Origin of the sequence: Streptomyces melanogenes (assembly GCF_014649795.1) — a bacterium.
GTDB classification, from domain to species: domain Bacteria; phylum Actinomycetota; class Actinomycetes; order Streptomycetales; family Streptomycetaceae; genus Streptomyces; species Streptomyces noboritoensis.
Map to the genome: position 1 here is coordinate 225,650 of NZ_BMTS01000002.1, position 24,239 is coordinate 249,888.

A 24,239-nucleotide genomic window follows, 5' to 3' on the forward strand; every position below is an offset into this window, starting at 1 on the left:
ACGGGTGGGACGGCGGCGGCAGAAGTTGCGGAAGTGATACCCAACTGGTGTAGACCTCAGCCCCGGCCGCAAGGGAAGATCGCAGCTCATGTAGACAGGACGTTGCGAACAGGACGTTCACGGGGGACCGACTGGCGAACAACGAGGGTGGGACAGGGCACGTGCAGCAGCGGCGGATGGGGTCTCCCCTGCTCTTTAAGAGCTTGGGGAACGGTCTGACGGCGGCGGTTGCCGCACTCGGAATAGCGGCTGCGGGCCTCACCGGCTGCGGCAGCGACAGCGGCTCCGGCAGCGTCACCCTCAAGCTGGTCGCGGCCGACTACGACATCGCGGGCGGCAGCAGCACCAAGGCGTACTGGCACGACGTGGTCGCCGACTTCGAGAAGAAGAACCCCGGCATCAAGGTCGACGTCTCCGTCCTGTCGTGGGACGTCGTCGACGCCAAGGTCGCGGAGATGGTGAAGGCGGGCAAGGCCCCCGACATCGCGCAGATCGGCGCGTACTCCGACTACGCGGCGGCCGGCAAGCTCTACTCCGTCGACCAGGTGCTCTCCATCCCCGTCCAGGCGAACTTCCTGGCGCCGCTGGCGGACGCGGGCGAGATGAAGCGCGTCCAGTACGGCATCCCGTTCGTCGCGTCGACCCGGCTGCTGTTCTACAACCAGACGCTCTTCGACAAGGCGCACCTCAAGCCGCCGCAGACGTGGGCGCAGCTGGAGGCCGACGCCAAGGCGCTGAAGGCCAAGGGGGTCAAGACCCCGTTCGCGCTGCCGCTGGGCAGCGAGGAGGCCCAGGCCGAGACGATGATGTGGATGCTGAGCGGCGGCGGCAGCTACGTCAACCAGATCTCCGGGTACGACATCGACTCGCCCGAGAACATCAAGACCTTCAACTGGCTGAAGAGGAACCTGGTCGAGGAGGGCCTGACCGGCCCCGTCGCCCCGGCGAAGCTCAACCGCCAGGCGGCCTTCGACGCGTTCGCCAAGGGCGAGGTCGGCATGCTCAACGGCCACCCGTCGCTGATGGAGCAGGCCAAGAAGAAGGGCGTGAAGTACGGGATGGTCCCGCTGCCCGGCGCCGAGGGCAAGGCCAAGGCGTCGATGGGCGTGGCCGACTGGATCATGGGCTTCAAGCAGAACGGCCACCGCGAGCAGATCGGGAAGTTCCTGGACTTCACGTTCAACGACCAGAACGTGCTGGCGTTCGCGGACAAGTACGACCTGCTCCCCGCGACCCGTACGGCGTCGCAGACCATGCAGAACAACGGCAAGCACCCGGAGCTCAAGGAGTTCCTGGCCGCGCTGCCGACGTCGGAGCTGCCGCCGGTCGGCAAGACGTCGTGGCCGAAGGTGAGCGAGACGATCAAGAAGCGGATCGGCGGGGCGGTGTCGCCGGAGGGGGACCCGCGGTCGGTGCTGGAGGGGATCGCGAAGGTGGCTACGGAGGCGGAGAACGCGGAGTGAGGTGCCCGGGGTTTGTCTGCGGGTGATCTGTGGCTGGTCGCGCCCACGCGGCGGAGCCGCAAATGTCACCGCCCCGCGCCCCTGACTTTCGGGGCTGCGCCCCTCAATCGGCTATACGTTGGCTTGTATGACTGACCACGACGACGGTGGGCTTAGTGAGCGGGCTCGGGCCGTGTTGGCCATCGAGCGGGGGTCCTGGGCCGGGCCCGGGGCCAAGGAGCGGGCCGTACGGGAGCGGCTGGGTATCTCTCCGACGCACTACTACCAGCTCCTCAACGCCCTGCTCGACGACGAGCGCGCGCTGGCCCACGACCCGGTCACGGTGAACCGGCTGCGCCGGATACGCGAGGCCCAGCGCGAGCGCCGCGCATAACCGCTCTCCCGCCATGGCTGTGATCCGCCCCGCGCCGCTAGGGTCGTGGCATGGGCAGCCAACCGCACCTCCTGCCGACCCCTGCCACCTCCGCCGGACGCGAGGCGCTGGCCGCGATCCTGGCCGCGCCCGAGCGGGCCGTGATCGCCCTCGACTTCGACGGCACGCTCGCCGAGATCGTCCCCGACCCCGAGCAGGCGCGCGCCCACCCCGGTGCCGTCCCCGCCCTGGCCGCCCTCGCCCCGAAGGTCGCCTCGGTCGCGGTGATCACCGGGCGTCCTGCGGGTGTGGCCGTACGGTACGGGGGCTTCGCGGGCGTTCCCGGCCTGGAGCACCTGGTGGTCCTGGGCCACTACGGGGCCGAGCGCTGGGACGCGGTGACCGGGACCGTGGCCGCGCCCGCCCCGCACCCCGGGGTCACGGCGGCGCGGGCCGAGCTGCCGGGGGTGCTGGACGCGCACGGGGCGTGGCGGGGTACGTGGATCGAGGAGAAGGGGCAGGCGGTCGCGGTCCATACGCGGCGGGCCACGGACCCCGCGGCCGCGTACGCCGCGCTGCGGGACCCGCTCGCCGCCCTCGCCACCCGCCATGGGCTCATCCTCGAACCCGGCCGGCTGGTTCTGGAGCTGCGGCCGCCCGGGATGGACAAGGGGGTGGCGTTGGCGGAGTACCTGCGGGAGGTGGGGGCGGGGTCGGTCTTGTACGCGGGCGACGACCTCGGTGATCTGCCCGCGTTCGCCGCCGTCGAAAAACTCCGCTCGGACGGGGTGCCGGGGCTGTTGGTGTGCAGCGGGTCCACGGAGGTGCCGGAGGTGTGGGAGCGGGCGGATGTGGCGGTGCCGGGCCCGGCGGGCGTGGTCGCGCTCTTGGCCGCCTTGGCGGCGGGCCTTTAGAGGCCCCCACCCCACCCCTTCCCGAAAGCCCTCGGCCGGGCGGCTTGGTTCTTCGTCTGCGGACCGTGGATGGCTGGCCGCGCAGTTCCCCGCGCCCCTAGAAGCGCCCCTCCGGGCCGCCCAGGGGATGCCGCGCAGCGGCACTTAAGGGGCGCGGGGAACTGCGCGACCAGCCCAGCACGGTCCGCAGACGAACGAGCACCCTCGGAGAGTTTCGGGAAGGGGCGGGGTGGGGGATTACCCCTCGCGCAACGCGTTCAGCTGCTCCAAGAACCACTGCCGCGGCGGCAGCGCCGTCGCCGCCGCGGCCAGCCGCTTCGTCCGCTCCCCCCGCTCCCCCGCAGACATCGACAACGCCTCATGGAGCGCGGCAGCCGTACCGACCACGTCGTACGGATTCACCCCCACCGCATCCTCCCGCAGCTCCTCATACGCCCCGGCCTCCCGAGAGAGCACCAGCACGCACCCCTCCTCCGACACCACCGGCACCTCCTTGGCCACCAGGTTCATGCCGTCCCGGATGGGGTTCACCAGGGCCACGTCCGCCAGCCGGTACGCCGCGAGGGACCGCGCGAAGTCGTCCTCGACGTGGAGGAGGACCGGGGTCCAACCGTCGACGCCGTACGTCGAGTTGATCGCGGACGCCACCCGCGAGACCTCCGCCGTGTACTCCCGGTACACCGCCAGATCCTGCCGCGACGGGTACGCGAACGCCACGTGCACCACCCGGCCCCGCCACTCGGGGCGGTCCGTGAGCAGCTGCCCGTACGCCAGCAGCCCCCGCACGATGTTCTTCGAGAGTTCCGTGCGGTCGACCCGCACGATCGCCTTGCGGCCCGGCCCGATCTGCTCCCGCAGCGTGGCCAGGCGCTCGTCCACGTCCGGCTCGTGCGCGCGCCGCCGCAGGAACTCCGCGTCCGCGCCCAGGCCGTACACCCCGATCCGGGTGGCGCCCGTACCGCCCAGCACGTCCACGCAGCAGCGCGCGAACGCGTCCGCCCAGCGCCGCGTCAGGAACCCGAGCCGGTCCGCGCCGAGCATCCCCCGAAGGAGCTGCTCCGCCACGTCGTCGGGGAGCATCCGGAAGTACTCCGGCGGCGCCCACGGCGTGTGCGAGAAGTGGCCGATCCGCAGGTCGGGGCGGAGCTCGCGGAGCATGCCCGGCACCAGCGCCAGGTGGTAGTCCTGGACCACCACCGAGGCCCCGTCCGCCGCCTCCTCGGCCAGCGCCTGGGCGAAGGCGCGGTTGTACGTCTCGTACGCACCCCACTGGCGCCGGAACTCCGCGTCGAAGACCGGCTCCAGCGGCGTCTGGTACAGCATGTGGTGGACGAACCACAGCACCGAGTTCGCGATGCCGTTGTACGCGTCCGCGTGCGTCCCCGCGTCGATGTCGAGCATCCGCACGCCCTCTTCGCCCACCCCGCGCCGCACGGCCTCCCGGTCGCCGTCGCCGAGCGCCGAGCAGACCCACAGGGCGTTCGCCTCGGAGCCGATGGCCGACAGGCCGGAGACCAGGCCGCCGCCGCCGCGCCGGGAGGTCAGCGTCCCGTCGGCGTCGAGGGCGTACGAGATCGGGCCGCGGTTGGACGCGACGAGAACCTGGGCAGCGCGCGCGGAGACCATGGACACGAACCTAGCCCGTAGCGGAATGCCTCAAACGTGCGAACAGCGGCACCGGCCCCCGATCGTCACGCCCCCTTACGCCGCCCGATGCACCGCGTACTCCCCGATGTCGCGCATCGGCGGCCGCTCCTCGGTGTCCACCGCGTACGTGCGCGGCACGAATCCGTCCTCGCCGCGCTCGAACTGCGTCAGCGTCGGGCGCACCAAGTGGGCGCGGGAGAGCCGGAGTTGGGCCGTGCGGTAGATCGCCGCCGCCATCCGGCCGAGGGCCTGGCCGTCCTGGTGGCGGTGTTTGCGTACGCCCACGTCGACCTGGGCCAGCGCGTCCAGGCCCACCGTGTGCAGCGCGTCGACGAGCAGGCCCAGCTCCACTCCGTAACCGACGGGGAACGGCAGCCGCTCCAGGAGCGAGCGGCGGGCCGCGTACTCGCCGCCCAGCGGCTGGACGAACCCGGCCAGCTGCGGCCAGTGCAGATTGAGCAGGGGACGGGCCACCAGTTCGGTGACCCGACCGCCCTGACCTGGGGAGTCGCCGAACGGGCGGTCGTACATCGCCTTGACGAAGTCGACGTCCGGGTCGGTCAGGAGCGGCCCGACGATCCCGGAGACGAAGGCGGGGTCGAAGTCCTTCAGGTCCGCGTCGATGAAGCAGACGATGTCACCCGTGGTGACCAGCAGCGAGCGCCACAGGACCTCGCCCTTGCCGGGCAGGGCGGGGATCCGGGGCAGGATCGCGTCCCGGTGCACCACCCGGGCGCCCGCGGCGGCCGCGACCTCGGCCGTACGGTCGGTGGAGCCGGAGTCGACCACCACCAGCTCGTCCACCAGCGGCACCGCGGCGGTCATCAGCTCGCGCCGGATCGCGGCGACGATCTGGCCGACCGTGGCCTCCTCGTCGAGCGCCGGCAGGACGACGCTGACCGTGGTGGCGCCGCGGCGCTTGGCGGCCAGGATCCCGTCCAGCGGGCGGTCGGCCGCCGACCAGGAACGCCTGCTCAGCCAGCGCTCCACCTCTTCCAACACGGGCCGGAGCCTCCTCTGTGATCCATCTCGCGGTTCGGACGACTATCTCAACCGTCCGGGCCTTCGGTTACAGTCTTGAACAACGCGGATGGCCGTCGCATGTCGGGGTCGTCGCGCGAACAAATGCCTGGGTCCTGGACCCAGTGCCACAGCGCTCATCCAGAGGGACTGAGGGAACGGCCCGTTGAAGTCCCGGCAACCCTCCTGCCGACCGCGAGGTCACGGTGGGGAAGGTGCCAATTCCGTCTCATGGCGAAATGCGCCATGGGGAAGATGAGGAGAAAGGGCCTCGCCATCATGGCTGTGCAGACCATCGACAATGCCGCCACCACTGTGAACCTCGGTCCCGCCGTCGCGCTTTCCTGCCGGGAATGCGGCGAGCGGTTCGACCTCGGCCCGATCTTCGCCTGCGCCCTGTGTTTCGGTCCGCTCGAAGTCGCGTACGACCTTCCGACGGGTGACCCCGAGGCGCTGCGCAAGCGTATCGAAGCGGGCCCGGACAACATCTGGCGCTATGCGCCCCTGCTGCCCGTTCCGGCCAATGTGGCTGAAAAGCCCAACCTGAATCCGGGATTCACCAAGCTCGTCAAGGCCGACAATCTCGCCCGCGAGCTGGGCGTCACCGGCGGCCTCTACGTCAAGGACGACTCCGGCAATCCGACGCACTCCTTCAAGGACCGCGTCGTCGCGATCGCCGTCGAGGCCGCCCGCGCCTTCGGCTTCACCACGCTCTCCTGCTCCTCCACCGGCAACCTCGCCGGCGCCGTCGGCGCGGCCGCCGCCCGGGCCGGTTTCCGCTCCTGCGTGTTCATCCCGCACGACCTGGAGCAGGGCAAGGTCGTCATGGCCGCGGTGTACGGCGGCGAGCTGGTCGGCATCGAGGGCAACTACGACGACGTCAACCGCTTCTGCTCGGAGCTCATCGGGGACCCGCTCGGTGAGGGCTGGGGCTTCGTGAACGTGAACCTGCGCCCGTACTACGGCGAGGGCTCCAAGACGCTGGCGTACGAGATCTGCGAGCAGCTCGGCTGGCGGCTCCCGGACCAGATCGTCATCCCGATCGCCTCCGGCTCGCAGCTCACGAAGATCGACAAGGGTCTCCAGGAGCTGATCAAGCTGGGCCTGGTCGAGGACAAGCCGTACAAGATCTTCGGTGCTCAGGCGGAGGGCTGCTCCCCGGTCTCCACCGCCTTCAAGGCGGGCCACGACGTCGTCCGGCCGCAGAAGCCGAACACCATCGCCAAGTCGCTGGCCATCGGCAACCCGGCGGACGGGCCGTACGTGCTGGACATCGCCCGGCGCACCGGCGGCGCGGTGGAGGACGTGAACGACGAGCAGGTCGTGGACGCGATCAAGCTGCTCGCCCGGACCGAGGGCATCTTCGCCGAGACGGCGGGCGGGGTGACCGTGGGCGTCACCCGGAAGCTCATCGAGAGCGGGCTGCTGGACCCGGCGCTCACTACTGTCGTCCTCAACACGGGGGACGGCCTCAAGACCCTGGACGCCGTGGCCCCGACGACCGGCCCGACCGCGACGATCCGCCCGAGCCTGGACGCGTTCCGCGACGCGGGCCTCGCCCACTGACCCACCGGCCACGGAAAGGCAGAACACCATGAGCGTCAACGTCCGCATCCCCACCATTCTCCGTACGTACACCGGCGGCAAGGCCGAGGTCGCGGCCGAGGGCACCACCCTCGCCGAGGTCATCGCCGACCTGGAGAAGAACCACACCGGGATCGCCGCCCGGGTCCTGGACGACCAGGGCAAGCTGCGCCGCTTCGTCAACGTGTACGTCAACGACGACGACGTCCGCTTCGAGCAGGGCTTGGAGACGGCGACGCCGGACGGCGCCGGAGTCTCGATCATTCCCGCCGTCGCCGGCGGCTGCTGAAGACAGGCGCGAACATAGGCGCGCCACACGCACAGTTACCTGAATTGCCCCCTCCGCAAGCTAAGCGGAGGGGGCAATTCAGTGTGGTTGAGCGCGGTAGAGTGGGGAAGTCCCCTTCGTTGTGCGTGCCACGTGCATATGAGAACGCGACGAACCGGCGTCGAGAAGCAGTCAAAGTGTTCGAGCATATTGCTCCTTAAGTGCGCTTTGCCCGGCCCGACTTGCCCCGGAATGCTGAATTTCGCGGCATTCCGCTCCTCACCCCTGCCCGGAATTCTCGTCCGATTGACCTGTTGCAGAGGGCAGTTGGGCAGATACATTCAGCCGCGGTCGACGCGTTCCGGCGCACACCCTCTCCTGTCGGAGGGTGGAGGTCTGACCCGGGTCCGCGAAGTGCGGTCCCGTGCAAGGGCCAGTAATAGGGGAGTTAGGCATGGCTCAGGGCACCGTCAAGTGGTTCAACGCGGAGAAGGGGTACGGCTTCATCGCGGTCGACGGTGGTGCGGATGTTTTCGTCCACTACAGCGCGATCCAGATGGACGGCTACCGCACCCTTGAAGAAGGTCAGCGAGTCGAGTTCGAGATCTCGCAGGGCCAGAAGGGTCCGCAGGCGGACATGGTCAAGCTCGCCGTCTGATCTCGGCGCGATCGGCCACCGACGCATACAGGCCCGTGGGGCCCGCATCCTCTGTAAATGGATGCGGGCCCCACGTGTGTGTCCGGGGCCCGGGCCGCCCGCCCCGGAGGTGGCCGGGACCCGGCCGGAGCGGTGGGACGGCCTTGCACTCTCCTGGGTCGAGTGCTAATCATTGGCGTTAGCACTCTCCGAGTGAGAGTGACAGAACCAGGATCGGGTCGGTGAGGTCCGCGAGCCGCGTGGGGCAAGGAACCACAAGGCGCGCAGGCCGTCCGTCGCGGGCGCCTCCTCGATCCGGAGCAATCCACCCCTGTCCGGGAGGACCACTTCACATGGCCAAGATCATCGCGTTCGACGAGGAGGCACGGCGCGGTCTCGAGCGCGGGATGAACCAGCTCGCCGACGCCGTCAAGGTCACCCTTGGCCCCAAGGGCCGCAACGTCGTCCTCGAGAAGAAGTGGGGCGCCCCCACGATCACCAACGATGGTGTTTCCATCGCCAAGGAGATCGAGCTCGAGGACCCGTACGAGAAGATCGGCGCCGAGCTGGTCAAGGAAGTCGCCAAGAAGACGGACGACGTCGCCGGTGACGGTACGACCACCGCGACCGTCCTCGCCCAGGCGCTCGTCCGCGAGGGTCTGCGCAACGTCGCCGCCGGCGCCAACCCGATGGCTCTGAAGCGCGGCATCGAGAAGGCCGTCGAGGCCGTCTCCGGTGCGCTCCTGGAGCAGGCGAAGGATGTCGAGACCAAGGAGCAGATCGCTTCGACGGCCTCCATCTCCGCCGCCGACACCCAGATCGGCGAGCTCATCGCCGAGGCGATGGACAAGGTCGGCAAGGAAGGCGTCATCACGGTCGAGGAGTCCCAGACCTTCGGTCTGGAGCTCGAGCTCACCGAGGGCATGCGCTTCGACAAGGGCTACATCTCGGCGTACTTCGCGACCGACATGGAGCGCATGGAAGCCGCGCTCGACGACCCGTACATCCTGATCGTCAACTCGAAGATCGGCTCGGTCAAGGACCTGCTGCCGCTCCTCGAGAAGGTCATGCAGTCGGGCAAGCCGCTCCTGATCATCGCCGAGGACGTCGAGGGCGAGGCCCTGTCGACCCTGGTCGTGAACAAGATCCGCGGCACCTTCAAGTCCGTCGCCGTCAAGGCCCCGGGCTTCGGCGACCGCCGCAAGGCGATGCTGAACGACATCGCCATCCTCACCGGCGGCACGGTCATCTCCGAGGAGGTCGGCCTCAAGCTGGAGAACGCGGGTCTCGACCTGCTGGGCCGCGCCCGCAAGGTCGTCATCACCAAGGACGAGACCACCATCGTCGACGGTGCCGGTGACAGCGAGCAGGTCGCCGGTCGGGTCAACCAGATCCGCGCCGAGATCGAGAACTCGGACTCGGACTACGACCGCGAGAAGCTCCAGGAGCGCCTGGCGAAGCTGGCCGGCGGCGTGGCCGTCATCAAGGCCGGCGCCGCCACCGAGGTGGAGCTCAAGGAGCGCAAGCACCGCATCGAGGACGCCGTTCGCAACGCGAAGGCGGCCGTCGAGGAGGGCATCGTCGCCGGTGGTGGCGTGGCCCTGCTGCAGGCCTCCTCGGTCTTCGAGAAGCTGGACCTGTCGGGTGACGAGGCGACCGGCGCCAACGCCGTGAAGCTCGCCCTGGAGGCCCCGCTGAAGCAGATCGCCGTCAACGGTGGTCTCGAGGGCGGCGTCGTCGTCGAGAAGGTGCGCAACCTGGCCGTCGGCCACGGTCTGAACGCCGCGACCGGCGAGTACGTCGACATGATCGCCGAGGGCATCATCGACCCGGCGAAGGTGACGCGCTCCGCGCTGCAGAACGCCGCGTCGATCGCCGCGCTGTTCCTCACCACCGAGGCCGTCATCGCCGACAAGCCGGAGAAGGCCGCCGCGGCCGCTCCGGGCGGCATGCCGGGCGGTGACATGGACTTCTGATCCCCTCCGGGATCGGTAGCTCCATAACGCTGTACGCCGAGGGCGGCACTCCTGTTCGCAGGGGTGCCGCCCTTCGGCGTTCTGTCGGGCTGCTTCAGCAGGCGCCGTCCGTGACCCGCGCCCCGATCACCGCCAGGCCGTCGCCGAACGGGCTCACCGTGAGGTGCATGCAGAACGCCGCGTCCGTACCGGCCCCGGTGATGTCGTACGCCGCCGATTCCTTGCCGTGACCGCGCAGCACGACCGGGTCGACGAACCACTGGGCCGCGCCGGTGTTCTTCATGGCGTCCTCGATGGTCCGTGCGTAGTCGCCGCCGGAGAACGCCCGGGACGGGTCCATGTTGGGCTGGGTCGACCCGTCCAGGTCGTGGGCCGCCTGGCGGGCGGCGTCGCGCAGCTCGCCCTCGCTCCAGTCGCTCTGGTCGTTCACGACGAAGAAGGCGACGGCGACGAAGACCAGGGTGAGGATGATGAGGGTGAGGCCGACGGGGTTGGCGGGGTTGTAGGCGAAACGGCCGTTGGCGTGGGTGAAGACCGGCTCGGGTTCGCGGTCGGACGTGGTCATGACGAGATCGTAAGGCGGCTGCGCCGTAAGGGAGTTGCCGGTTTTACGTCAGTGCCGAGCGCAGCCGCCCGCCCGCCCGCTCCAGGCGCCGCGTCGCCGTCGCCGCGTCCACGTCCGCGAGCAGCATCAGGATCGCCGTCTTCACCTCGCCGTCGGCGGCGGTGAGGGCCGACTCGATGTCCTCGTCGCCCGCGTCCGTCGCCAGCGCGACGATCCGTCGCGAGCGGGCGCGCAGCTTCTCGTTGGAGGCCCGTACGTCGACCATGAGGTTCCCGTACGTCTTGCCGAGCCGGATCATCGTGATCGTCGAGATCATGTTGAGCACGAGCTTCTGGGCGGTGCCGGACTTGAGCCGGGTGGAGCCGGTGAGCAGCTCAGGACCGACGACGACCTCGATGCCGTGCTCGGCGGCGGCGGCCAGGGCGGACCCTTCGTTGCAGGCGAGCCCGATGGTCAACGCCCCAAGCGCACGGGCGTGTTCGACGGCGCCGACGGCGTACGGGGTACGGCCGGAGGCGGACACACCGACGACGGTGTCGAGGGAGCTGAGCCGGAGCCCGTCCAGATCCTCCGCCGCCAACTCCTTGGAGTCCTCGGCGCCTTCGACGGAGGTGGCGACGGCTTTCGGCCCGCCCGCGATCAGCCCGACGACCTGCGACGGGTCGGTGTTGAAGGTCGGCGGGCACTCACTGGCGTCCAGGACGCCGAGCCGCCCGGCGGTGCCCGCGCCCGCGTAGACGAGCCGCCCGCCGCGGGCCATCCGCTCGGCGGTGGCGTCGATGGCGGCGGCGATCCGCGGCAGCTGCGCGGCGACGGCGGCCGGGACGGTGGCGTCCTCGGCGTTCATGAGGCGGGCGATCTCGGCGGTCGGCAGCCGGTCGATGTCGGCGAGCTCGGGCCGGAACGCCTCGGTGGTCAGTGCGGCCAGCTGGGCGCGGAGTTCCCCGTACGTGGAAGTCATGGGAGCGCTGCTCTTTCCGTACGTGTGCGAGGCACCCGGGGTCAGCGGGTGCGCGGGCTGTGGCGGTGGGCGAGTGCCTCGTAGGAGGCGGCGAGCGCGGGGGCGGCCGTCTCGTACGTGCGCTGGGCGATGCCGATGAACAGGCAGTCCACGACGAGGAGTTGGCTCGTCCGGGACGACATCGCGGCCGGGCGCAGCTCGCTCTCGCGGGCGGTGGAGGTGGTCAGTATGTGGTCGGCGTACTGGGAGACGGGGCCGTCGGGGCGGCCGGTGATGGCGATGGTGGTGGCGCCCCGGTCGAAGGCGACGCGCAGCGGCTCGATGACGTCGCCGGTGGAGCCGGAGTGGGTGATGGCGACGGCGGCGTCGCCGGACCGCAGCTGGACGGCGTTGGTGACGGCGAGGTGCGGGTCGGTGTGGGCGTGCGCGATGAGCCCGATCCGCAGCAGCTTCTGAGCAAGATCCTGCCCCACCAGCGAGGAGGCCCCCACCCCGTAGATGTCCACCCGACGGGCCTGGGCGAGGGCGGTGACGGCGGCGCCGAGCTGGACGGTGTCGAGGGCGGCGGCGGTGTCGGCGAGGGTCTGCTGCTCGTCGTAGGCGAGCTTGGCGACGACGTCGGCGATCGGGTCGTCCACGGCGATGTCGGCGGTGACGGCCGGGGCGCGCCCCGACTGCTGCTGGGCGGCGAGCCCGGCGAGCGCGAGGCGCAGATCGCGGTAGCCGGGGTAGCCGAGCAGCCGGGCGGTGCGGACCACGGTGGCCTCGCTGGTGCCGGTGAGCTCGGCGAGGCCGGTGACGGTGAGGGCGGCGCACCCGGCGGGGTCCTGGGCGACGGCCTCGGCGACGCGCTGCATCGAGCGGGTCATGGACGGCGCGAGGGTGCGGACCTTGGCGGCGAGGGCGGCGGGGGCCGGCGGGGTGCCGTCGCCGATGAAAATTTCCTTCACGTCACGAGTCACTATTGAAAGATATTTTCGCAGGTGGGCCGCGGTCAACCCTCTGGTGGTGGGGCGAGCGGGTGCGGCCGAAGGGGTGACAATGGCTGCATGGACGACGTCGACCCCCTGGAGCAGTCCCTTCACGCCGCACGCGCCCTGGTGCTGGCGGATCTGGCCGCGCGCGATGTGGCCCAGGCCGATGTGGTCTCGCTGGTCGAGGACGCGGTGACGCACCGCCGCTGGTGGGTGGAGCAGTGGCCGGACGGCGTTGAGTACGTGGCCGGCCTGGTCGCCCAGGACGTCCAGGACGCGCTCCTGGAGAAGTACGGTCGCTGGCCCATCTGCCCGGTCTGCGACGCCGGGGACCCGCACGCGCTGGACGTGGAGCCGGAGCTGGGCCCCGACCCGCACTGGGTGTGCGGCAAGGCGGGCGTGAAGGTGGCCCCGGTCGGCGGCCTGGGCGGCCCCGCCGCATGACGGTCTACATAGACCCCCCGACCTGGCCGGGCCACGGCCGCCTGTGGTCCCACCTGATCAGCGACGTCTCGTACGACGAGCTCCACGCCTTCGCCGCCGCGATCGGCTGCCCACCGCGCGCGTTCGAACGCGACCACTACGACGTGCCTCAGTCGCGGTACGGGGACGCGGTGGCGGCCGGGGCGGTGGAGATCGGGTCGAAGGAGCTGGTGCGGAGGCTTACGGGGGCGGGGCTGAGGCGGCCGAAGGGGCGGCCGGCGTAGCTCACCCGCCGAGCAGCTCCAGCTCCGCCGTCAGGTTTTCGCGGGCGCGGGACTCCCACTCCTTGGTGCCGTGCGGGGTACGGAACAGCCTCGGCAGGTCCAGGAGCTGGCGCAGGACCGCCGCTCGGCCGGTGCGGAAGGCTTCGTCGGGGACGAAGGCGTACTCCTCGCGGACTGCGGCGGCGTAGGCCGCGTACTCCTCCGGGTCCCCGGCGAGCACCGCCAGGTCCGCGTCGCACAGGACCTCGCCGTTGGTGTCGCCCTCGGCGGGGTCGTGGGTGACGGTGAGGCGCACCAGCCGGGCGACCTCGGCGGTGCCGTCCCGGCTCAACCCGGCCTCGGGCAGCGCCCGTTCGGCCTGCGCCGCGCTGCGCTCCTCGTTCTCGGAGCGGTCCGGGCGGTACACGGCGTCGTGGAACCAGGCGGCGAGGCGTACGAGTTCGGGGTCTGCGGCGTGGTCGGCGAGGGTGTCGACGTGGCGCAGGACGGCGCTGAGGTGGGCGACGGTGTGGTACTTGCGGTGCGGCTCGGCCCACTGGGCGAGGAGGCGCTCGGCGTAGGGGGCGGGGTCGGGGCCGGGCCCTTGGCGGGCGGCGGTGAGGGTGTGGGTCCAGCGGGTGTGGAGGTCGTCGAGGTCGGCCATGTGTTGAGCGTAGCCATGGCTCTGCCCTGTTCGTCTGCGGGCCGGTGGGGGCTGGTCGCGCCTGCGCGGCGGAGCCGCAAGTGTCACAGCCCCGCGCCCCTGACCACCTAGGGGCGCGGGGAACTGCGCGAGCAACCCACCACGGTCCGCAGACAACACCGACTACCCCTCCAACGCCCCCCGCCACTCCGCGACCGCCTCCGCCGCCACAGGCGCCCCCCACCCGTGGGGCCGGGACGCGCCGCCGATGTGGACCGCGTCGATGCCCGCGCGGAGCAGGGCGGGGAGGTGGTCGAGGCGGAGGCTGCCGCCTACGAGGATGCGGGGCTCGTAGCCGGGCTCGGTGGCGCGGGACGCCTCCGTGAGGAGGGTCGGGAGGCCGTCGTCGACGCCGCCCGCCGCCCCGGCCGTGAGGTACGTGTCGAGGCCCGGGAGCCCCGCGAGCTCCTTGCGCAGGGCGTCACGGTCGGCGGCGCGGTCGATGGCGCGGTGGAACGTCCAGCGGCAGCCGTCCAGCTCCGCGACCAGTGCCCGTACCGCCGTCATGTCCGGCGCGCCCGTCTCGTCGAGGAACCCGAGCACGAACTCGTCCGCGCCCTCGGCCCGCAGCGCCCGCGCGTCCCGTACGAGCGCGTCCACGTCGCCCGCCGCGAAGCCGTCCGCCGAGCGGAGCATCACGCGCAGGGGGATGTCGACGGCGGCGCGGATCGCCGCGAAGGTCTCCCTGGAGGGGGTCAGGCCGTCGGCCGCCATGTCGGTGACCAGCTCAAGGCGGTCCGCCCCGCCGGACTGCGCCGCGATCGCGTCCGCCGCGTCGAGGGCGATCACCTCAAGCAGTGCACGGTTGCTCATCTGACCCCAATTCCTCGGCTGCCATACAGGTCGACAGGTCTAGTCCAATAACAAGCCTACGCGTCGACCTGCCCAGCCGCATGACACCACCGCCGACGCGGCTGGATCACATACGGGCGGGGGGTGTGCCGAAAGGGATCTCACTCCACGAATCGCACCTCCGGCCATCGCCCCGAAGGCCCGTCGAGCAGCCGCCCGGCCTCCTCGCGCCCGCGCAGCCACCGGTCGAAGAACGCGGATACGTACGCCTTCTGCGCGGCGACCGAACGTACGGGATCGATCGCCCCCACGTTCTTCACGACGAAGGCGTCCGGCAGCCCCAACTGGCGGGCGATCTGTGGGACTTGCGACTGGAGGTCGGTGAAGGAGGCGTGGGCGGAGCCGGTGAGCGTCAGGTCGCGGTGCCAGCCGGTGCTGTGCTCCCAGGCCGCGCCCCACGAGGCCACGGTGTGGTGGTTGTCGCCGTCCATGCCCATGAGCAGCAGCGGCCGGTCGACGCCGTCGGTGCCGACGGGGGACGGGTTCGCGGGGTCGTCGTCGCGCTGGCTGTATCCCATCACCCCGTCCATGTTCAGCGCGGCCCTGATCCGGCGGTCGTCGTGCATGGTCTGCGCGGCGGTGAAGCCGCCCGCGGACTGCCCGAACATGCCGATGGCGTCGAGGTCGAGCAGGCGCGGGAGGGGGCCGGGGAGGTGACGCAGCTGATCGAGTACGAACCGGGTGTCCGCCACCCGTACGTCCACGACCTTCTTCAGGAGGGCGACGACGTGCTCGGGTCCCGCCTCCTGCGCGCGTGTGAACTCGCGGGGCAGGACCGTGCGTTCGAGCCTGCGCCGGGGGAATTCGACGACCTGGGCGTCGTACGTGTGGTCCACCATCACCACGACATAGCCGCGCGAGGCGAGCTCGTCGCAGAGGGTGGTGCCGAGGGTGCGGGGGTCGCCGGCGCCGGGCGAGTAGAGGACGACGGGGAGGCGCCGGCCGGGGGCGATGACGGGGGCGTGGGTGTACGCGTGGCTGCGGGTCGCGGCCCAGTCGACCGCGCCGGGCGGCACGTCGAGCCCGCTGACCTGGCCGTACGCGTCCGCCGCGGCCGGGGGCATCTGCGGCGCGCGCTCGTACCCGCGCACGCTCCGGGCCGGATACCGCACCCCCACCATCAGCTCCCGGTACGGCCGCACCCCGTCCCACGGATCCCGCCGCCCCCGGTCGACTAGCCGCACGCTCACGGTGCCGACGGGGTGCGGGCCGGTGGGCTCGGGCAGCGACATCCGTACGCGGGGTGCGGCGACGGCGGGTCCGCCGACGAGGGTGGCGGCGGCGGAGAGGGCGGCGGCGGACAGGACGACTCGACGAGACGGCGCGATCATGCCTCCGACTGTCCCAGTCCCCGTCCCCGCCCCCAATCGGGCAGGCCCCCGTGTCGGGCTTGGGGTTACCCCGACCAGCCCCACCGGCACGCAGACGACCACGCGCCCCGGCCTGCCCTCTTCCGGGCTACTTCCAGAAGATGCCCTTGCCGCCCAGGCTGAACGGGTCCCCCCAGTACTCCGCCGACGCCACCTTCGTCGCGGCCGACGGTGCCAGTGCGACCGCGCAGCCCTTCTGGGTCTTGCCGTTGGTGAAGCCCTGTGGCAGGGACTCGCTCCGGCACTTGGCGAAGTCGCCGACTATCAGGAGGCTCTGGGCCTCGGTGCCGTCGCCGAGGTGGCCCTTCATGTGGGACACGGAGGCGTACTCGAGGTTCGTCGTGCCGACGTTCTTGACCGTGTAGCGGATGTAGTACGGGACCTTTCCGCTGGCCTTGTCGCCGAGCTTGAGCGGGGCGAGGTCGGCCGGGTCGCCCTTCTCGATCGCGTCCACGGTGAGGGCGATCTCGCCCTTCTTCGTGGTCCCGTACTTGAACGGGAACTGCGCCGCCTCGCCGATCTTGAACGTCTGGCCCGCCTTCGCCTGACCCCCGGTCGCGCCGCCGTCGGCGGCCGGGTCCGACGGCTTGGTGGACGGGGCCGAGGACGGCGCCGACGACGTCGGCGTCGCCCCGCCGACCGGCTTGTCCGCCGTGCCGTCGTCCCCGTTGCACGCGCTCAGCGCCAGCGAGCCGACGACCACCAGCCCGACCGACGCCAGCTTGACCCGGCCGCCTCGGCGCATGACAGAACTGCTGCTCATTGTTCGTACTCCCCCGTACATCATCGTGCTGTGGATCGCCTTTGCGATCTCTGATCGCTACGAACAGAGTTCCTAGTGCAGATCCACTACGCGTTGCCACCGCGCTGACCGAAATGCCTGCGCCCGTGGCCGATTCATGACTTGGTCAATACGAAAGTGCTACGCGCGCCCCGCGTCGACGGTGAGGGCGCCCGCCGCGTCGTTGCCGCCGCCAAGGCGACCGCACACAGCATCAGCGCCGTTGACGTGAACGGGAACCAGCGCTCGCCCAGGACCGCGATCGCCGCGCTGCCCGTGCCGCCCGCCGCCGCCACGCCCAGGTACAGCGCGCTGCTGTTCAGGGAGAGGAGGAGGGGTGCGGACGGTGGGTCCAGGGACACCAGGCGGGCCGGGAGCGCCACCGCCACCGCCCAGCCCGCGAGGGGGTTCAGGGCCGACGCGATCAGGGCGGTCGTCATCGACTGCATCAGCCACGGCAGGGCCAGCGACACCGCCGCCGAGACCGTGCCCGCCGTCAGGATCACCACCCTCGGACCCCAGCGGTCCACCACCCGGCCGCCCAGCGAGCTGCCCGCCACCGAGAACACGCCCGAGACGAGGAGGAGCAGGGTCAGGCGCGACTGGTCGCCGCGGGTCGCCGGGGCCGCCGCCACCGTGTAATAGATGAAGACCGTCTGGGCGGCCAGGAAGACCAGGAACGTCGTCGCCGTCGCACCCAGTACGCGGGTGTTGGCCAGCGGGGCCAGGCGCACCCGCAGGCCGGGAGACGGCTGGGGGGCCGGGAGGCCCCGGAGCATCAGGCCGACCCCGGCGAACGCGGCCGCGCCCAGCGCCGTGACCAGCCACATCGTCAGGCGCCAGTCCGTCCGGCCGATCCAGGTGCCCAGCGGTACGCCGAGCGCCGTGGCGACCGTGAGGCCGCCCATCACCGTGGCGATCGCCCGGCCGCGCCGCTCCGGCGGTACGAGTGCGGTGGCCACGGCGTTGGCGGTGGGCGTGTAGAGGGCCGCGCCGACCGCCGCCAGGACGCGGGTGGCGAGCAGCAGGCCGAAGTTCGGGGCCAGGGCCGAGAGCGCGTTGGCCACGGTGAACACCGCCAGGGCCGTCAACAGGGTGTGCAGCCTCGGCCACTTCGCCGTCGCCGTGGCCAGGACCGGCGCGAGCACGGCGTACGCGAGGGCGAAGACCGTGATCATCTGGCCCGCCGCCGACACGGACACGTCCAGGTCGTCCGAGACGAGCGGCAGGATTCCGGCGATCACCATCCCGTCCGTACCGACGGCGAAGGTGCCGAGAGCGAGCAGGAGCAGGCGTAGGCGCATCAGATCCCCCGTATCGTTTGATGTGCGTCAAACGATCGCGGAGTTGTTTGATGTTTGTCAAACGATTCTGGTGGAGGGGAGGGTGGGGGCATGGGTGACGAACCGATCGGGGAGTGGCTGGCGCAGCCCGATGCGAGGGAGATCGAGCTGGTCAAGGTGCTGCACGCGCTCGGCGATCCCGTACGGCTGAGGCTGCTCAAGGTGTACGCGGACGGGGAGCAGTACAGCTGTGCGCCGGGGGCGTTGGGGCTCGATCACCTTCATAAGTCGACGGTGTCGCACCATATGCGCATCATGCGCGAGGCGGGGGTGACCTCGACCCGGGTCGTGGGGCGCAGTCGTTATGTACGGCTGCGTCGGGACGACCTGGATGCGCGGTTCCCCGGCCTTCTCGATGCGCTGATCAAGGCGTTGCCGTAGCGCTTCGCGGGAAGTGTGTCGTCTGCGGGCCGTCCCCAACTGGTCGCGCAGTTCCCCGCGCCCCTTAGATGCGCCCCTACAGGGGCGCCCCTGTGGGGCGCCCCCGTAGGGGCGCGGGGAACTGCGCGAGCAACCCACCACCACCCGCAGACGAACGCCGGGCCAAAAAGGGGCGCCGCTCAGGCCAGCTGTTCCGGCAACCCCGCCGCATGCACCACCGTCAACCCCGACACCGCCCGCGTCAGCGCCACATACAGCCGTCGCAACCCCGTGCGTTCGTCCGGCTCGCCGTCCACCACCGCTGCCGGCTCGTCCAGGACCACGTAGTCGTACTCCAGGCCCTTGGCCAGGGACGCGGGGACGAGGGTGAGGCGGGATTCTGCTGTCGTCTCCTCGCCGGGGGCCAGGAATGCCAGGTCCGCCGCCGTCAGGGCCTCCGCCAGGGCCGGGATCCGGGCGTCGGCCGCGATCAGGCCGATCGAGCCCTCGTGCTCAAGCGACTCGCGGCAGGCGGCGATCACGTCCGCGTCCAGGTCCGTGGAGAGCCGTACGTCCAGCGAGCCCGGTGTCTCACGGACCGACTCCACCGGGGCCAGGCCGGGGGAGATGGAGGGGAGCAGACGCGAGGCGTACGCGATCACCTCGCGCGGCACGCGGAAGCCCGCCGTCAGCTCCTCCACCACCGCGTCCGCCTTGCCGAGGTGGCGCAGCGCCTCGTCCCAACTGGCCGTCGCCCAGGGTGTGGTGCCCTGCGCCAGGTCGCCGAGGACGGTCGCCGAGCCGGTCGAGCAGCGGCGGCCGACCGCCCGGTACTGCATGGGGGAGAGGTCCTGCGCCTCGTCGACCACCACATGGCCGAGCGAGTGCGTGCGCGCCACCAGGTCGTTCGCCTCGTCGATCAGGACCGCGTCCGCCGCCGACCACCTGGCGCTCTTCACGCTCCGCGCGGGCCTGGCCCACAGGATCGTCTTCTGCTCGTCGGGGGTGAGCACGCCTTCCGCGTGCTCGGCCAGGAAGTCGGGGTCGGCGAGCAGCCGCAGCACCAGCTTCGCCGGGTCGACCGGCGGCCAGATCGCCTTGACCGCCGCCTTCACCGCCGCGTTGCGGGCCACCGCGTCCTGCACCCGGTCGTCGGGCGCCTCGCCCGCCTGCTCCATCCGTACGAGCACGGTGTGCGCGATGCGCTGCGGCAGGGCGTCGCGGGCGGCGCCGTAACGGATGTCGCGCTCCTGCAACTCGCGGACGATCTCCTCCAGTTCGTACGCCGGGACCCGCCAGCGGCGCGAGCCGCGCACCACGACCAGTGGCTCGGTGGGGATCGTGACGTGCGAGCGGACCGCCCGGCGCAGCACCTCGGCCATCCGGGCGTCGCCCTTGACGATCGCGGCGGGCGCGTCGTCGGCGCCCTTCACCTCGACGTGCGCCACCAGGTCGTCGACGGTCGCCTGCTTGACCTCCAACTCGCCCAGTGCGGGCAGCACTTGCTCGATGTAGTGGAGGAAGGACGCGTTCGGCCCGATGACCAGCGTGCCGGTGCGGGCCAGGCGCTCGCGGTGCGCGTAGAGGAGGTACGCGACCCGGTGCAGGCCGACGGCGGTCTTTCCGGTGCCGGGGCCGCCCTGTACGCACACCGATCCGCTGAGCCCGGACCGTACGATCTCGTCCTGCTCCGGCTGGATCGTCGCCACGATGTCGCGCATCGGGCCGACGCGCGGGCGCTCGATCTCCGCCTGGAGCAGCTTGCTGGTGGTGGCCGCCTCGGCGGGGTCGGTGAGGTGCTCGTCCTCGTACGCGGTGAGGTCGCCGCCCGTGTAACCGAAACGGCGGCGCAGACCGATGTCCTGCGGGTCCTTCTTGGAGGCGCGGTAGAACGGCTGAGAGACCGGCGCACGCCAGTCGATCACCATCGGGTCGCCCTCGGCGTCGTGCACGTGGCGGCGCCCGATGTAGAACCGCTCGCCGTCCGCGCCCTCGGCCAACTCGGCGCCGGGCGCGTGCAGATAGTCGAGGCGGCCGAAGAAGAGGGGGGTGTGCGAGAGGTCCGCGAGGGCCTTGATGCGGTCGTCGATCTGGCGCTGCAGGACGGCTGCGTTGACCCAGTTCGCGGTGACGTCCTTGATGTCGAGGTTCTCCACGTCCTCGCGCATCGCGCGCAGGGCCGCACGCGACTCGGAGAGGTGGGCGCGCTCGCGGCTGAGGGGGTCTTCGGGGTCGTGCGGGGACACGGGTTTCCTCCGGGCGGCAGATCGGGGCGGCGGTTCAGGGCTGCGGGATCGCCTTGCGGCTTCGGCGGCCGGCCGGTTTCCGTCCGGGCGGCGGCGCTCCTCGGGGGAGGCGGGGGAAGGGGTGATTGTAGTCAGGGGTTCGGGGGTGGTCGAACGAATTTCCCGGCGGCCGTCCCTGACCGTGGGCGAACCCTTAGGGACCGGGGTCCTACCCGTAGGGGATGGCGTTGGACCAGAGGTGGACACGGGGGCGCTCCTGGTTCCGACCGCAGAGCGATGAAACGCGGGGGGCCCGGGAGCACCATGGATACATGAGCACCGTGACCTGCACCTCCGCGCCCACCGTCCCCGCCCCCAGGGGCGCCACCGCCACCGGGGCCCCGCACTCGCCGCACCGCGTCGGCAACGCCCTGCGCGCCTGCAAGGCGTTCGCGGGCGCCGCGCTGAGCGTCGTCGTCCTCGGGGAGTACTCGGAAGAGGCGGGCGTGCGCCGCCGCCACTGAGCCCCGCGCGCCACCGGAACCGCCCGGACCGCCCGGGGCCGCCGAGCCTGTCCCCTCCGGATCGTGTGATCCTCTAGGGTCACGGCCGTGAAGTACCGGACCGTGATCGACCGTTCACTCCTCGTCACGCCCGCGACAGGCGCCGTCCTGCTCGCCCTCTCCCTCGCCGCGCTGACAGCGCTCTGCGCCGCACTCCGCATCCCCATGGCGGACGCCCTGGTCTACCGGGCGGAGGGCGCGGCCGTCGCGCACGGCACCGAGCTGTACGGCTTCACCGTCACCCGCTGGCACCTGCCCGCCACGTACCCCCCGTTCGCCGCGATCCTCTTCGTGCCGACCGCCTGGCTTCCCGTGCCGGTGCTCAAGGCCGCCTTCGCCGTCGGCAACGCGCTGCTGCTCGCCCTCCTGGTGCGGCTGTCCTGCCGTTTCGCCCGGATCGCGCCCCGTCCCGCCGTCCTGCTCGCGGCCACGGCCGCCGGGCTCTGGCTTGAACCGGTGTTCCAGACGCTGCTGTTCGGCCAGATCAACCTCGCCCTGACCTGCCTGGTCCTGTGGGACCTGACCCGCCCGCCGGGCTCCCTCGGCAAGGGCTTCGGGGTCGGCATCGCGGCGGGCATCAAGCTCACGCCCGCGCTGTTCCTGTTGTACGCGCTGCTCACCGGAAGACGGAGGGAGGCGGCGACGGGGGCGGCCACGTTCGCCGGGACGGTGGTTTTCGGCGCGCTCGTCCTGCCGGGCGCCAGCGCGGACTTCTGGACCCGGCGGCTCTATGAGACCGACCGCGTCGGCAAGGCGTGGATCGTCGACAACCAGTCGCTCCAGGGCCTGGTGGCGCGGCTGCTGCACACGCCCGGGCCGGGGGTGGTGTGGGTAGGGGTGACGGCCGTCGTGGGGGCAGCGGGGCTGTGGACGGCCCGGCGCGCGGACGAACGCTGGGGCGTCCTGGTCACGGCCCTCACGGCCCTGCTCGTCTCACCGATCAGCTGGTCGCACCACTGGGTGTGGTGCGTGCCGCTGGTGGCGGTGCTGGTGGCCGAGGGCCGGACCCGCACCGCCGTCGCCGTCGCGGCCGTCTTCGCCGGGCGAACGCTGTGGCTGGTGCCGCACGAGGGGGACCTGGACCTCCACCTCCCCTGGTGGCAACAGCCGCTGGCGTCACCGTACGCGCTGCTGGGGATCGTGGTGTCGGCCCAGGTTGCCTTTCGTCTGCGGCCCGGTGGTGGGCTGGTCGCGCAGTTCCCCGCGCCCCTGGGTAGTCCGCCGCAGCCGGAGAACTCAGCTCAGCCATAGTCCTTTAGGGGCGCGGGGAACTGCGCGACCAGTTGGGGACGGGCCGCAGACACAAACGAACCTCAGCCCAAGTCCCCCGTCAGCAAATCGTCCGCATCCACGATCCGATACGCATACCCCTGCTCCGCCAAGAACCGCTGCCGATGCGCCGCGAAGTCCTGGTCGAGCGTGTCGCGCGCCACCACGGAGTAGAAGTGCGCCTGGTGGCCGTCCGCCTTCGGGCGCAGCACCCGGCCGAGGCGCTGGGCCTCCTCCTGGCGCGACCCGAACGTGCCGGACACCTGGATCGCGACCGTCGCCTCCGGCAGGTCGATCGAGAAGTTCGCGACCTTGGAGACGACCAGCACGGAGATCTCGCCCTGCCGGAACGACTCGAAGAGCTTCTCGCGCTGGGAGTTGGGCGTCTCGCCCTTGATCACCGGCGCGTTCAGATGCTCGCCCAGCTCGTCGAGCTGGTCGATGTACTGCCCGATGACAAGGATCTGCTGCCCCGCGAACTTCCGTACCAGCGCCTCCGTGACCTTCCGCTTGGTCGCGGTCGTCGCACAGAACCGGTACTTCTCCTCCGCCTCGGCCGTCGCGTACGCCAGCCGCTCGGAGTCGGTCAGATTGACGCGGACCTCCACGCAGTCGGCGGGCGCGATGTAGCCCTGCGCCTCGATCTCCTTCCACGGCGCGTCGAACCGCTTCGGCCCGATGAGCGAGAAGACGTCCGACTCGCGCCCGTCCTCCCGTACGAGCGTGGCGGTGAGCCCGAGGCGGCGGCGCGCCTGGAGGTCGGCGGTGAACTTGAAGACGGGCGCGGGCAGCAGATGCACCTCGTCGTAGACGATCAGGCCCCAGTCACGGGAGTCGAAGAGTTCGAGGTGCGGATAGACGCCCTTACGGCGGGTCGTCAGGACCTGGTACGTGGCGATGGTGACCGGGCGGATCTCCTTGCGCGTACCGCTGTACTCGCCGATCTCGTCCTCGGTCAGCGAGGTGCGCTTGACCAGCTCGTGCTTCCACTGCCGGGCCGAGACGGTGTTGGTGACGAGGATGAGGGTGGTGGCTTTGGCCTGCGCCATGGCGCCCGCCCCGACCAGCGTCTTTCCGGCGCCGCAGGGCAGCACGACCACGCCGGAGCCGCCGTGCCAGAACCCCTCGACGGCCTGCTTCTGGTACGGCCGCAGCGCCCAGCCGTCCTCCGCGAGCTCGATGGGGTGCGCCTCGCCGTCCACGTACCCCGCGAGGTCCTCGGCGGGCCAGCCGAGCTTCAGCAGGGTCTGCTTGATCTGGCCGCGCTCGGAGGGGTGCACGGCGACGGTGTCCGCGTCGATCCGGGCGCCGACCAGCGGCACGACCTTCTTCGACCGCAGGATCTCTTCCAGGACCGGCCGGTCGGTGGTGGTCAGGACCAGGCCGTGGACGGGGTGCTTGCTCAGCGTCAGCCGCCCGTACCGCGCCATCGTCTCGGCGACGTCGACGAGCAGGGCGTGCGGGACGGGGTAGCGCGAGAACTCGACGAGCGCGTCCACCACCTGCTCGGCGTCGTGCCCGGCCGCGCGCGCGTTCCACAGCCCGAGCGGGGTCAGCCGGTAGGTGTGGATGTGCTCCGGCGCGCGCTCCAGCTCCGCGAACGGCGCGATGGCCCGGCGGCAGGCGTCGGCCTGCTCGTGGTCGACTTCCAGGAGCAGGGTCTTGTCCGACTGGACGATCAGTGGCCCGTTCACGTACCTACATCCCTCCGCAGGTGCCAAACCTC

24 protein-coding genes and 1 riboswitch are annotated in these 24,239 nt (G+C 71.2%); of the genes, 12 read left to right on the forward strand and 12 right to left on the reverse strand.

Translation table 11 applies throughout. From position 1 onward, the window contains the following. Positions 1-176 precede the first annotated feature (176 nt). From IE252_RS05035 to otsB, 3 genes are all read left to right on the forward strand, one after another. Positions 177-1,463 (forward strand): extracellular solute-binding protein, encoded by a 1,287-nt coding sequence (locus IE252_RS05035; protein ID WP_190088065.1) that lies wholly within the window; start codon positions 177-179, stop codon positions 1,461-1,463. Between the two features lie 127 nt (positions 1,464-1,590). Then, entirely contained in the window at positions 1,591-1,836 is a 246-nt protein-coding gene (locus IE252_RS05040) for a DUF3263 domain-containing protein (protein WP_190088066.1), read from the forward strand. A 50-nt stretch (positions 1,837-1,886) separates the two neighbouring features. Then, the gene (gene otsB, locus IE252_RS05045; RefSeq protein WP_190088067.1) at positions 1,887-2,729 is read left to right on the forward strand and encodes a trehalose-phosphatase; all 843 of its coding nucleotides are present in this window, start codon (positions 1,887-1,889) and stop codon (positions 2,727-2,729) included. Positions 2,730-2,966: 237 nt separating this feature from the next. Here the strand turns inward: otsB and IE252_RS05050 are convergent, their stop codons facing one another. Both IE252_RS05050 and IE252_RS05055 read right to left on the reverse strand, forming a co-directional pair. Next, positions 2,967-4,355, reverse strand: a complete 1,389-nt coding sequence (locus IE252_RS05050) for an alpha,alpha-trehalose-phosphate synthase (UDP-forming) (RefSeq protein WP_190088068.1) — start codon at positions 4,353-4,355, stop codon at positions 2,967-2,969. A 75-nt stretch (positions 4,356-4,430) separates the two neighbouring features. Beyond that, the gene (locus IE252_RS05055) at positions 4,431-5,378 is read right to left on the reverse strand and encodes a glucosyl-3-phosphoglycerate synthase (RefSeq protein WP_190088069.1); all 948 of its coding nucleotides are present in this window, start codon (positions 5,376-5,378) and stop codon (positions 4,431-4,433) included. Positions 5,379-5,530: 152 nt separating this feature from the next. Beyond that, positions 5,531-5,658: riboswitch (SAM riboswitch) on the forward strand. Between the two features lie 17 nt (positions 5,659-5,675). On the opposite strand from IE252_RS05055, the gene thrC reads away from it, so the two are divergent. From thrC to groL, 4 genes are all read left to right on the forward strand, one after another. After that, the gene (gene thrC / locus IE252_RS05060) at positions 5,676-6,962 is read left to right on the forward strand and encodes a threonine synthase (RefSeq protein WP_190088070.1); all 1,287 of its coding nucleotides are present in this window, start codon (positions 5,676-5,678) and stop codon (positions 6,960-6,962) included. A 28-nt stretch (positions 6,963-6,990) separates the two neighbouring features. After that, positions 6,991-7,269: a MoaD/ThiS family protein gene (locus IE252_RS05065; protein WP_067162840.1), complete on the forward strand. Its 279-nt coding sequence runs from the start codon at positions 6,991-6,993 to the stop codon at positions 7,267-7,269. 433 nt (positions 7,270-7,702) lie between these two features. Then, positions 7,703-7,906 carry a cold-shock protein gene (locus IE252_RS05070; RefSeq protein ID WP_005315736.1) on the forward strand — a complete coding sequence of 68 codons (204 nt, stop codon included), beginning with the start codon at positions 7,703-7,705 and terminating at the stop codon, positions 7,904-7,906. Between the two features lie 332 nt (positions 7,907-8,238). Next, positions 8,239-9,861 (forward strand): chaperonin GroEL, encoded by a 1,623-nt coding sequence (gene groL / locus IE252_RS05075; protein WP_067162842.1) that lies wholly within the window; start codon positions 8,239-8,241, stop codon positions 9,859-9,861. A gap of 94 nt (positions 9,862-9,955) precedes the next feature. Here the strand turns inward: groL and IE252_RS05080 are convergent, their stop codons facing one another. The 3 genes from IE252_RS05080 to IE252_RS05090 are packed head-to-tail and all read right to left on the reverse strand — an operon-like array spanning position 9,956 to position 12,349. Next, positions 9,956-10,426, reverse strand: a complete 471-nt coding sequence (locus tag IE252_RS05080) for a hypothetical protein (RefSeq protein WP_190088071.1) — start codon at positions 10,424-10,426, stop codon at positions 9,956-9,958. A gap of 43 nt (positions 10,427-10,469) precedes the next feature. After that, entirely contained in the window at positions 10,470-11,387 is a 918-nt protein-coding gene (murQ, locus tag IE252_RS05085; RefSeq protein ID WP_190088072.1) for an N-acetylmuramic acid 6-phosphate etherase, read from the reverse strand. A gap of 41 nt (positions 11,388-11,428) precedes the next feature. Further along, the gene (locus IE252_RS05090; RefSeq protein ID WP_190088073.1) at positions 11,429-12,349 is read right to left on the reverse strand and encodes a MurR/RpiR family transcriptional regulator; all 921 of its coding nucleotides are present in this window, start codon (positions 12,347-12,349) and stop codon (positions 11,429-11,431) included. An 87-nt stretch (positions 12,350-12,436) separates the two neighbouring features. On the opposite strand from IE252_RS05090, the gene IE252_RS05095 reads away from it, so the two are divergent. Both IE252_RS05095 and IE252_RS05100 read left to right on the forward strand, forming a co-directional pair. Beyond that, positions 12,437-12,805, forward strand: coding sequence for a DUF8819 family protein (locus IE252_RS05095; RefSeq protein ID WP_190088074.1), 369 nt, complete (start codon positions 12,437-12,439; stop codon positions 12,803-12,805). Beyond that, positions 12,802-13,068, forward strand: coding sequence for a DUF4031 domain-containing protein (locus IE252_RS05100; RefSeq protein ID WP_190088075.1), 267 nt, complete (start codon positions 12,802-12,804; stop codon positions 13,066-13,068). Before IE252_RS05095 ends, IE252_RS05100 begins: the two co-directional genes overlap by 4 nt. Before the next feature lies 1 nt (position 13,069). On the opposite strand, the gene IE252_RS05105 is transcribed toward IE252_RS05100, so the two are convergent. From IE252_RS05105 to IE252_RS05125, 5 genes are all read right to left on the reverse strand, one after another. Beyond that, entirely contained in the window at positions 13,070-13,711 is a 642-nt protein-coding gene (locus tag IE252_RS05105; RefSeq protein ID WP_190088076.1) for an HD domain-containing protein, read from the reverse strand. A 162-nt stretch (positions 13,712-13,873) separates the two neighbouring features. Further along, positions 13,874-14,563 (reverse strand): copper homeostasis protein CutC, encoded by a 690-nt coding sequence (locus tag IE252_RS05110; RefSeq protein ID WP_190088077.1) that lies wholly within the window; start codon positions 14,561-14,563, stop codon positions 13,874-13,876. 140 nt (positions 14,564-14,703) lie between these two features. Continuing rightward, a complete protein-coding gene (locus tag IE252_RS05115) occupies positions 14,704-15,933 on the reverse strand; it encodes an alpha/beta hydrolase family protein (RefSeq protein WP_190088078.1) in 1,230 nt (409 codons plus the stop codon). Positions 15,934-16,060: 127 nt separating this feature from the next. Beyond that, entirely contained in the window at positions 16,061-16,735 is a 675-nt protein-coding gene (locus IE252_RS05120; protein ID WP_190088079.1) for a hypothetical protein, read from the reverse strand. Between the two features lie 134 nt (positions 16,736-16,869). Beyond that, the gene (locus IE252_RS05125) at positions 16,870-18,057 is read right to left on the reverse strand and encodes an MFS transporter (RefSeq protein WP_190088080.1); all 1,188 of its coding nucleotides are present in this window, start codon (positions 18,055-18,057) and stop codon (positions 16,870-16,872) included. A gap of 90 nt (positions 18,058-18,147) precedes the next feature. Here IE252_RS05125 and IE252_RS05130 point away from each other — a divergent pair, with 90 nt between their 5' ends. Then, positions 18,148-18,477, forward strand: a complete 330-nt coding sequence (locus IE252_RS05130) for an ArsR/SmtB family transcription factor (protein ID WP_190088081.1) — start codon at positions 18,148-18,150, stop codon at positions 18,475-18,477. A 179-nt stretch (positions 18,478-18,656) separates the two neighbouring features. Here the strand turns inward: IE252_RS05130 and IE252_RS05135 are convergent, their stop codons facing one another. Next, on the reverse strand, positions 18,657-20,702 hold the full coding sequence (locus IE252_RS05135; protein WP_190088082.1) for a HelD family protein: 2,046 nt from the start codon (positions 20,700-20,702) through the stop codon (positions 18,657-18,659). Between the two features lie 311 nt (positions 20,703-21,013). On the opposite strand from IE252_RS05135, the gene IE252_RS05140 reads away from it, so the two are divergent. Next, positions 21,014-21,205 carry a hypothetical protein gene (locus IE252_RS05140; RefSeq protein WP_101388879.1) on the forward strand — a complete coding sequence of 64 codons (192 nt, stop codon included), beginning with the start codon at positions 21,014-21,016 and terminating at the stop codon, positions 21,203-21,205. 87 nt (positions 21,206-21,292) lie between these two features. After that, a complete protein-coding gene (locus IE252_RS05145) occupies positions 21,293-22,495 on the forward strand; it encodes a glycosyltransferase 87 family protein (protein ID WP_373298504.1) in 1,203 nt (400 codons plus the stop codon). Between the two features lie 62 nt (positions 22,496-22,557). Here the strand turns inward: IE252_RS05145 and IE252_RS05150 are convergent, their stop codons facing one another. Continuing rightward, on the reverse strand, positions 22,558-24,207 hold the full coding sequence (locus IE252_RS05150) for a DNA repair helicase XPB (RefSeq protein WP_190088083.1): 1,650 nt from the start codon (positions 24,205-24,207) through the stop codon (positions 22,558-22,560). Positions 24,208-24,239: the final 32 nt, after the last annotated feature.

What these genes read in the sequence shown, in the direction of transcription:
- IE252_RS05035 (WP_190088065.1), top strand. Translation starts at nt 177, where the DNA reads ATGGGGTCTCCCCTGCTCTTTAAGAGCTTGGGGAACGGTCTGACGGCG.
- IE252_RS05040 (WP_190088066.1), top strand. Translation starts at nt 1,591, where the DNA reads ATGACTGACCACGACGACGGTGGGCTTAGTGAGCGGGCTCGGGCCGTG.
- otsB (WP_190088067.1), top strand. Translation starts at nt 1,887, where the DNA reads ATGGGCAGCCAACCGCACCTCCTGCCGACCCCTGCCACCTCCGCCGGA.
- IE252_RS05050 (WP_190088068.1), bottom strand. Translation starts at nt 4,355, where the DNA reads ATGGTCTCCGCGCGCGCTGCCCAGGTTCTCGTCGCGTCCAACCGCGGC.
- thrC (WP_190088070.1), top strand. Translation starts at nt 5,676, where the DNA reads ATGGCTGTGCAGACCATCGACAATGCCGCCACCACTGTGAACCTCGGT.
- IE252_RS05065 (WP_067162840.1), top strand. Translation starts at nt 6,991, where the DNA reads ATGAGCGTCAACGTCCGCATCCCCACCATTCTCCGTACGTACACCGGC.
- IE252_RS05070 (WP_005315736.1), top strand. Translation starts at nt 7,703, where the DNA reads ATGGCTCAGGGCACCGTCAAGTGGTTCAACGCGGAGAAGGGGTACGGC.
- groL (WP_067162842.1), top strand. Translation starts at nt 8,239, where the DNA reads ATGGCCAAGATCATCGCGTTCGACGAGGAGGCACGGCGCGGTCTCGAG.
- IE252_RS05080 (WP_190088071.1), bottom strand. Translation starts at nt 10,426, where the DNA reads ATGACCACGTCCGACCGCGAACCCGAGCCGGTCTTCACCCACGCCAAC.
- murQ (WP_190088072.1), bottom strand. Translation starts at nt 11,387, where the DNA reads ATGACTTCCACGTACGGGGAACTCCGCGCCCAGCTGGCCGCACTGACC.
- IE252_RS05095 (WP_190088074.1), top strand. Translation starts at nt 12,437, where the DNA reads ATGGACGACGTCGACCCCCTGGAGCAGTCCCTTCACGCCGCACGCGCC.
- IE252_RS05100 (WP_190088075.1), top strand. Translation starts at nt 12,802, where the DNA reads ATGACGGTCTACATAGACCCCCCGACCTGGCCGGGCCACGGCCGCCTG.
- IE252_RS05105 (WP_190088076.1), bottom strand. Translation starts at nt 13,711, where the DNA reads ATGGCCGACCTCGACGACCTCCACACCCGCTGGACCCACACCCTCACC.
- IE252_RS05110 (WP_190088077.1), bottom strand. Translation starts at nt 14,563, where the DNA reads ATGAGCAACCGTGCACTGCTTGAGGTGATCGCCCTCGACGCGGCGGAC.
- IE252_RS05115 (WP_190088078.1), bottom strand. Translation starts at nt 15,933, where the DNA reads ATGATCGCGCCGTCTCGTCGAGTCGTCCTGTCCGCCGCCGCCCTCTCC.
- IE252_RS05120 (WP_190088079.1), bottom strand. Translation starts at nt 16,735, where the DNA reads ATGAGCAGCAGTTCTGTCATGCGCCGAGGCGGCCGGGTCAAGCTGGCG.
- IE252_RS05125 (WP_190088080.1), bottom strand. Translation starts at nt 18,057, where the DNA reads ATGCGCCTACGCCTGCTCCTGCTCGCTCTCGGCACCTTCGCCGTCGGT.
- IE252_RS05130 (WP_190088081.1), top strand. Translation starts at nt 18,148, where the DNA reads ATGGGTGACGAACCGATCGGGGAGTGGCTGGCGCAGCCCGATGCGAGG.
- IE252_RS05140 (WP_101388879.1), top strand. Translation starts at nt 21,014, where the DNA reads ATGAGCACCGTGACCTGCACCTCCGCGCCCACCGTCCCCGCCCCCAGG.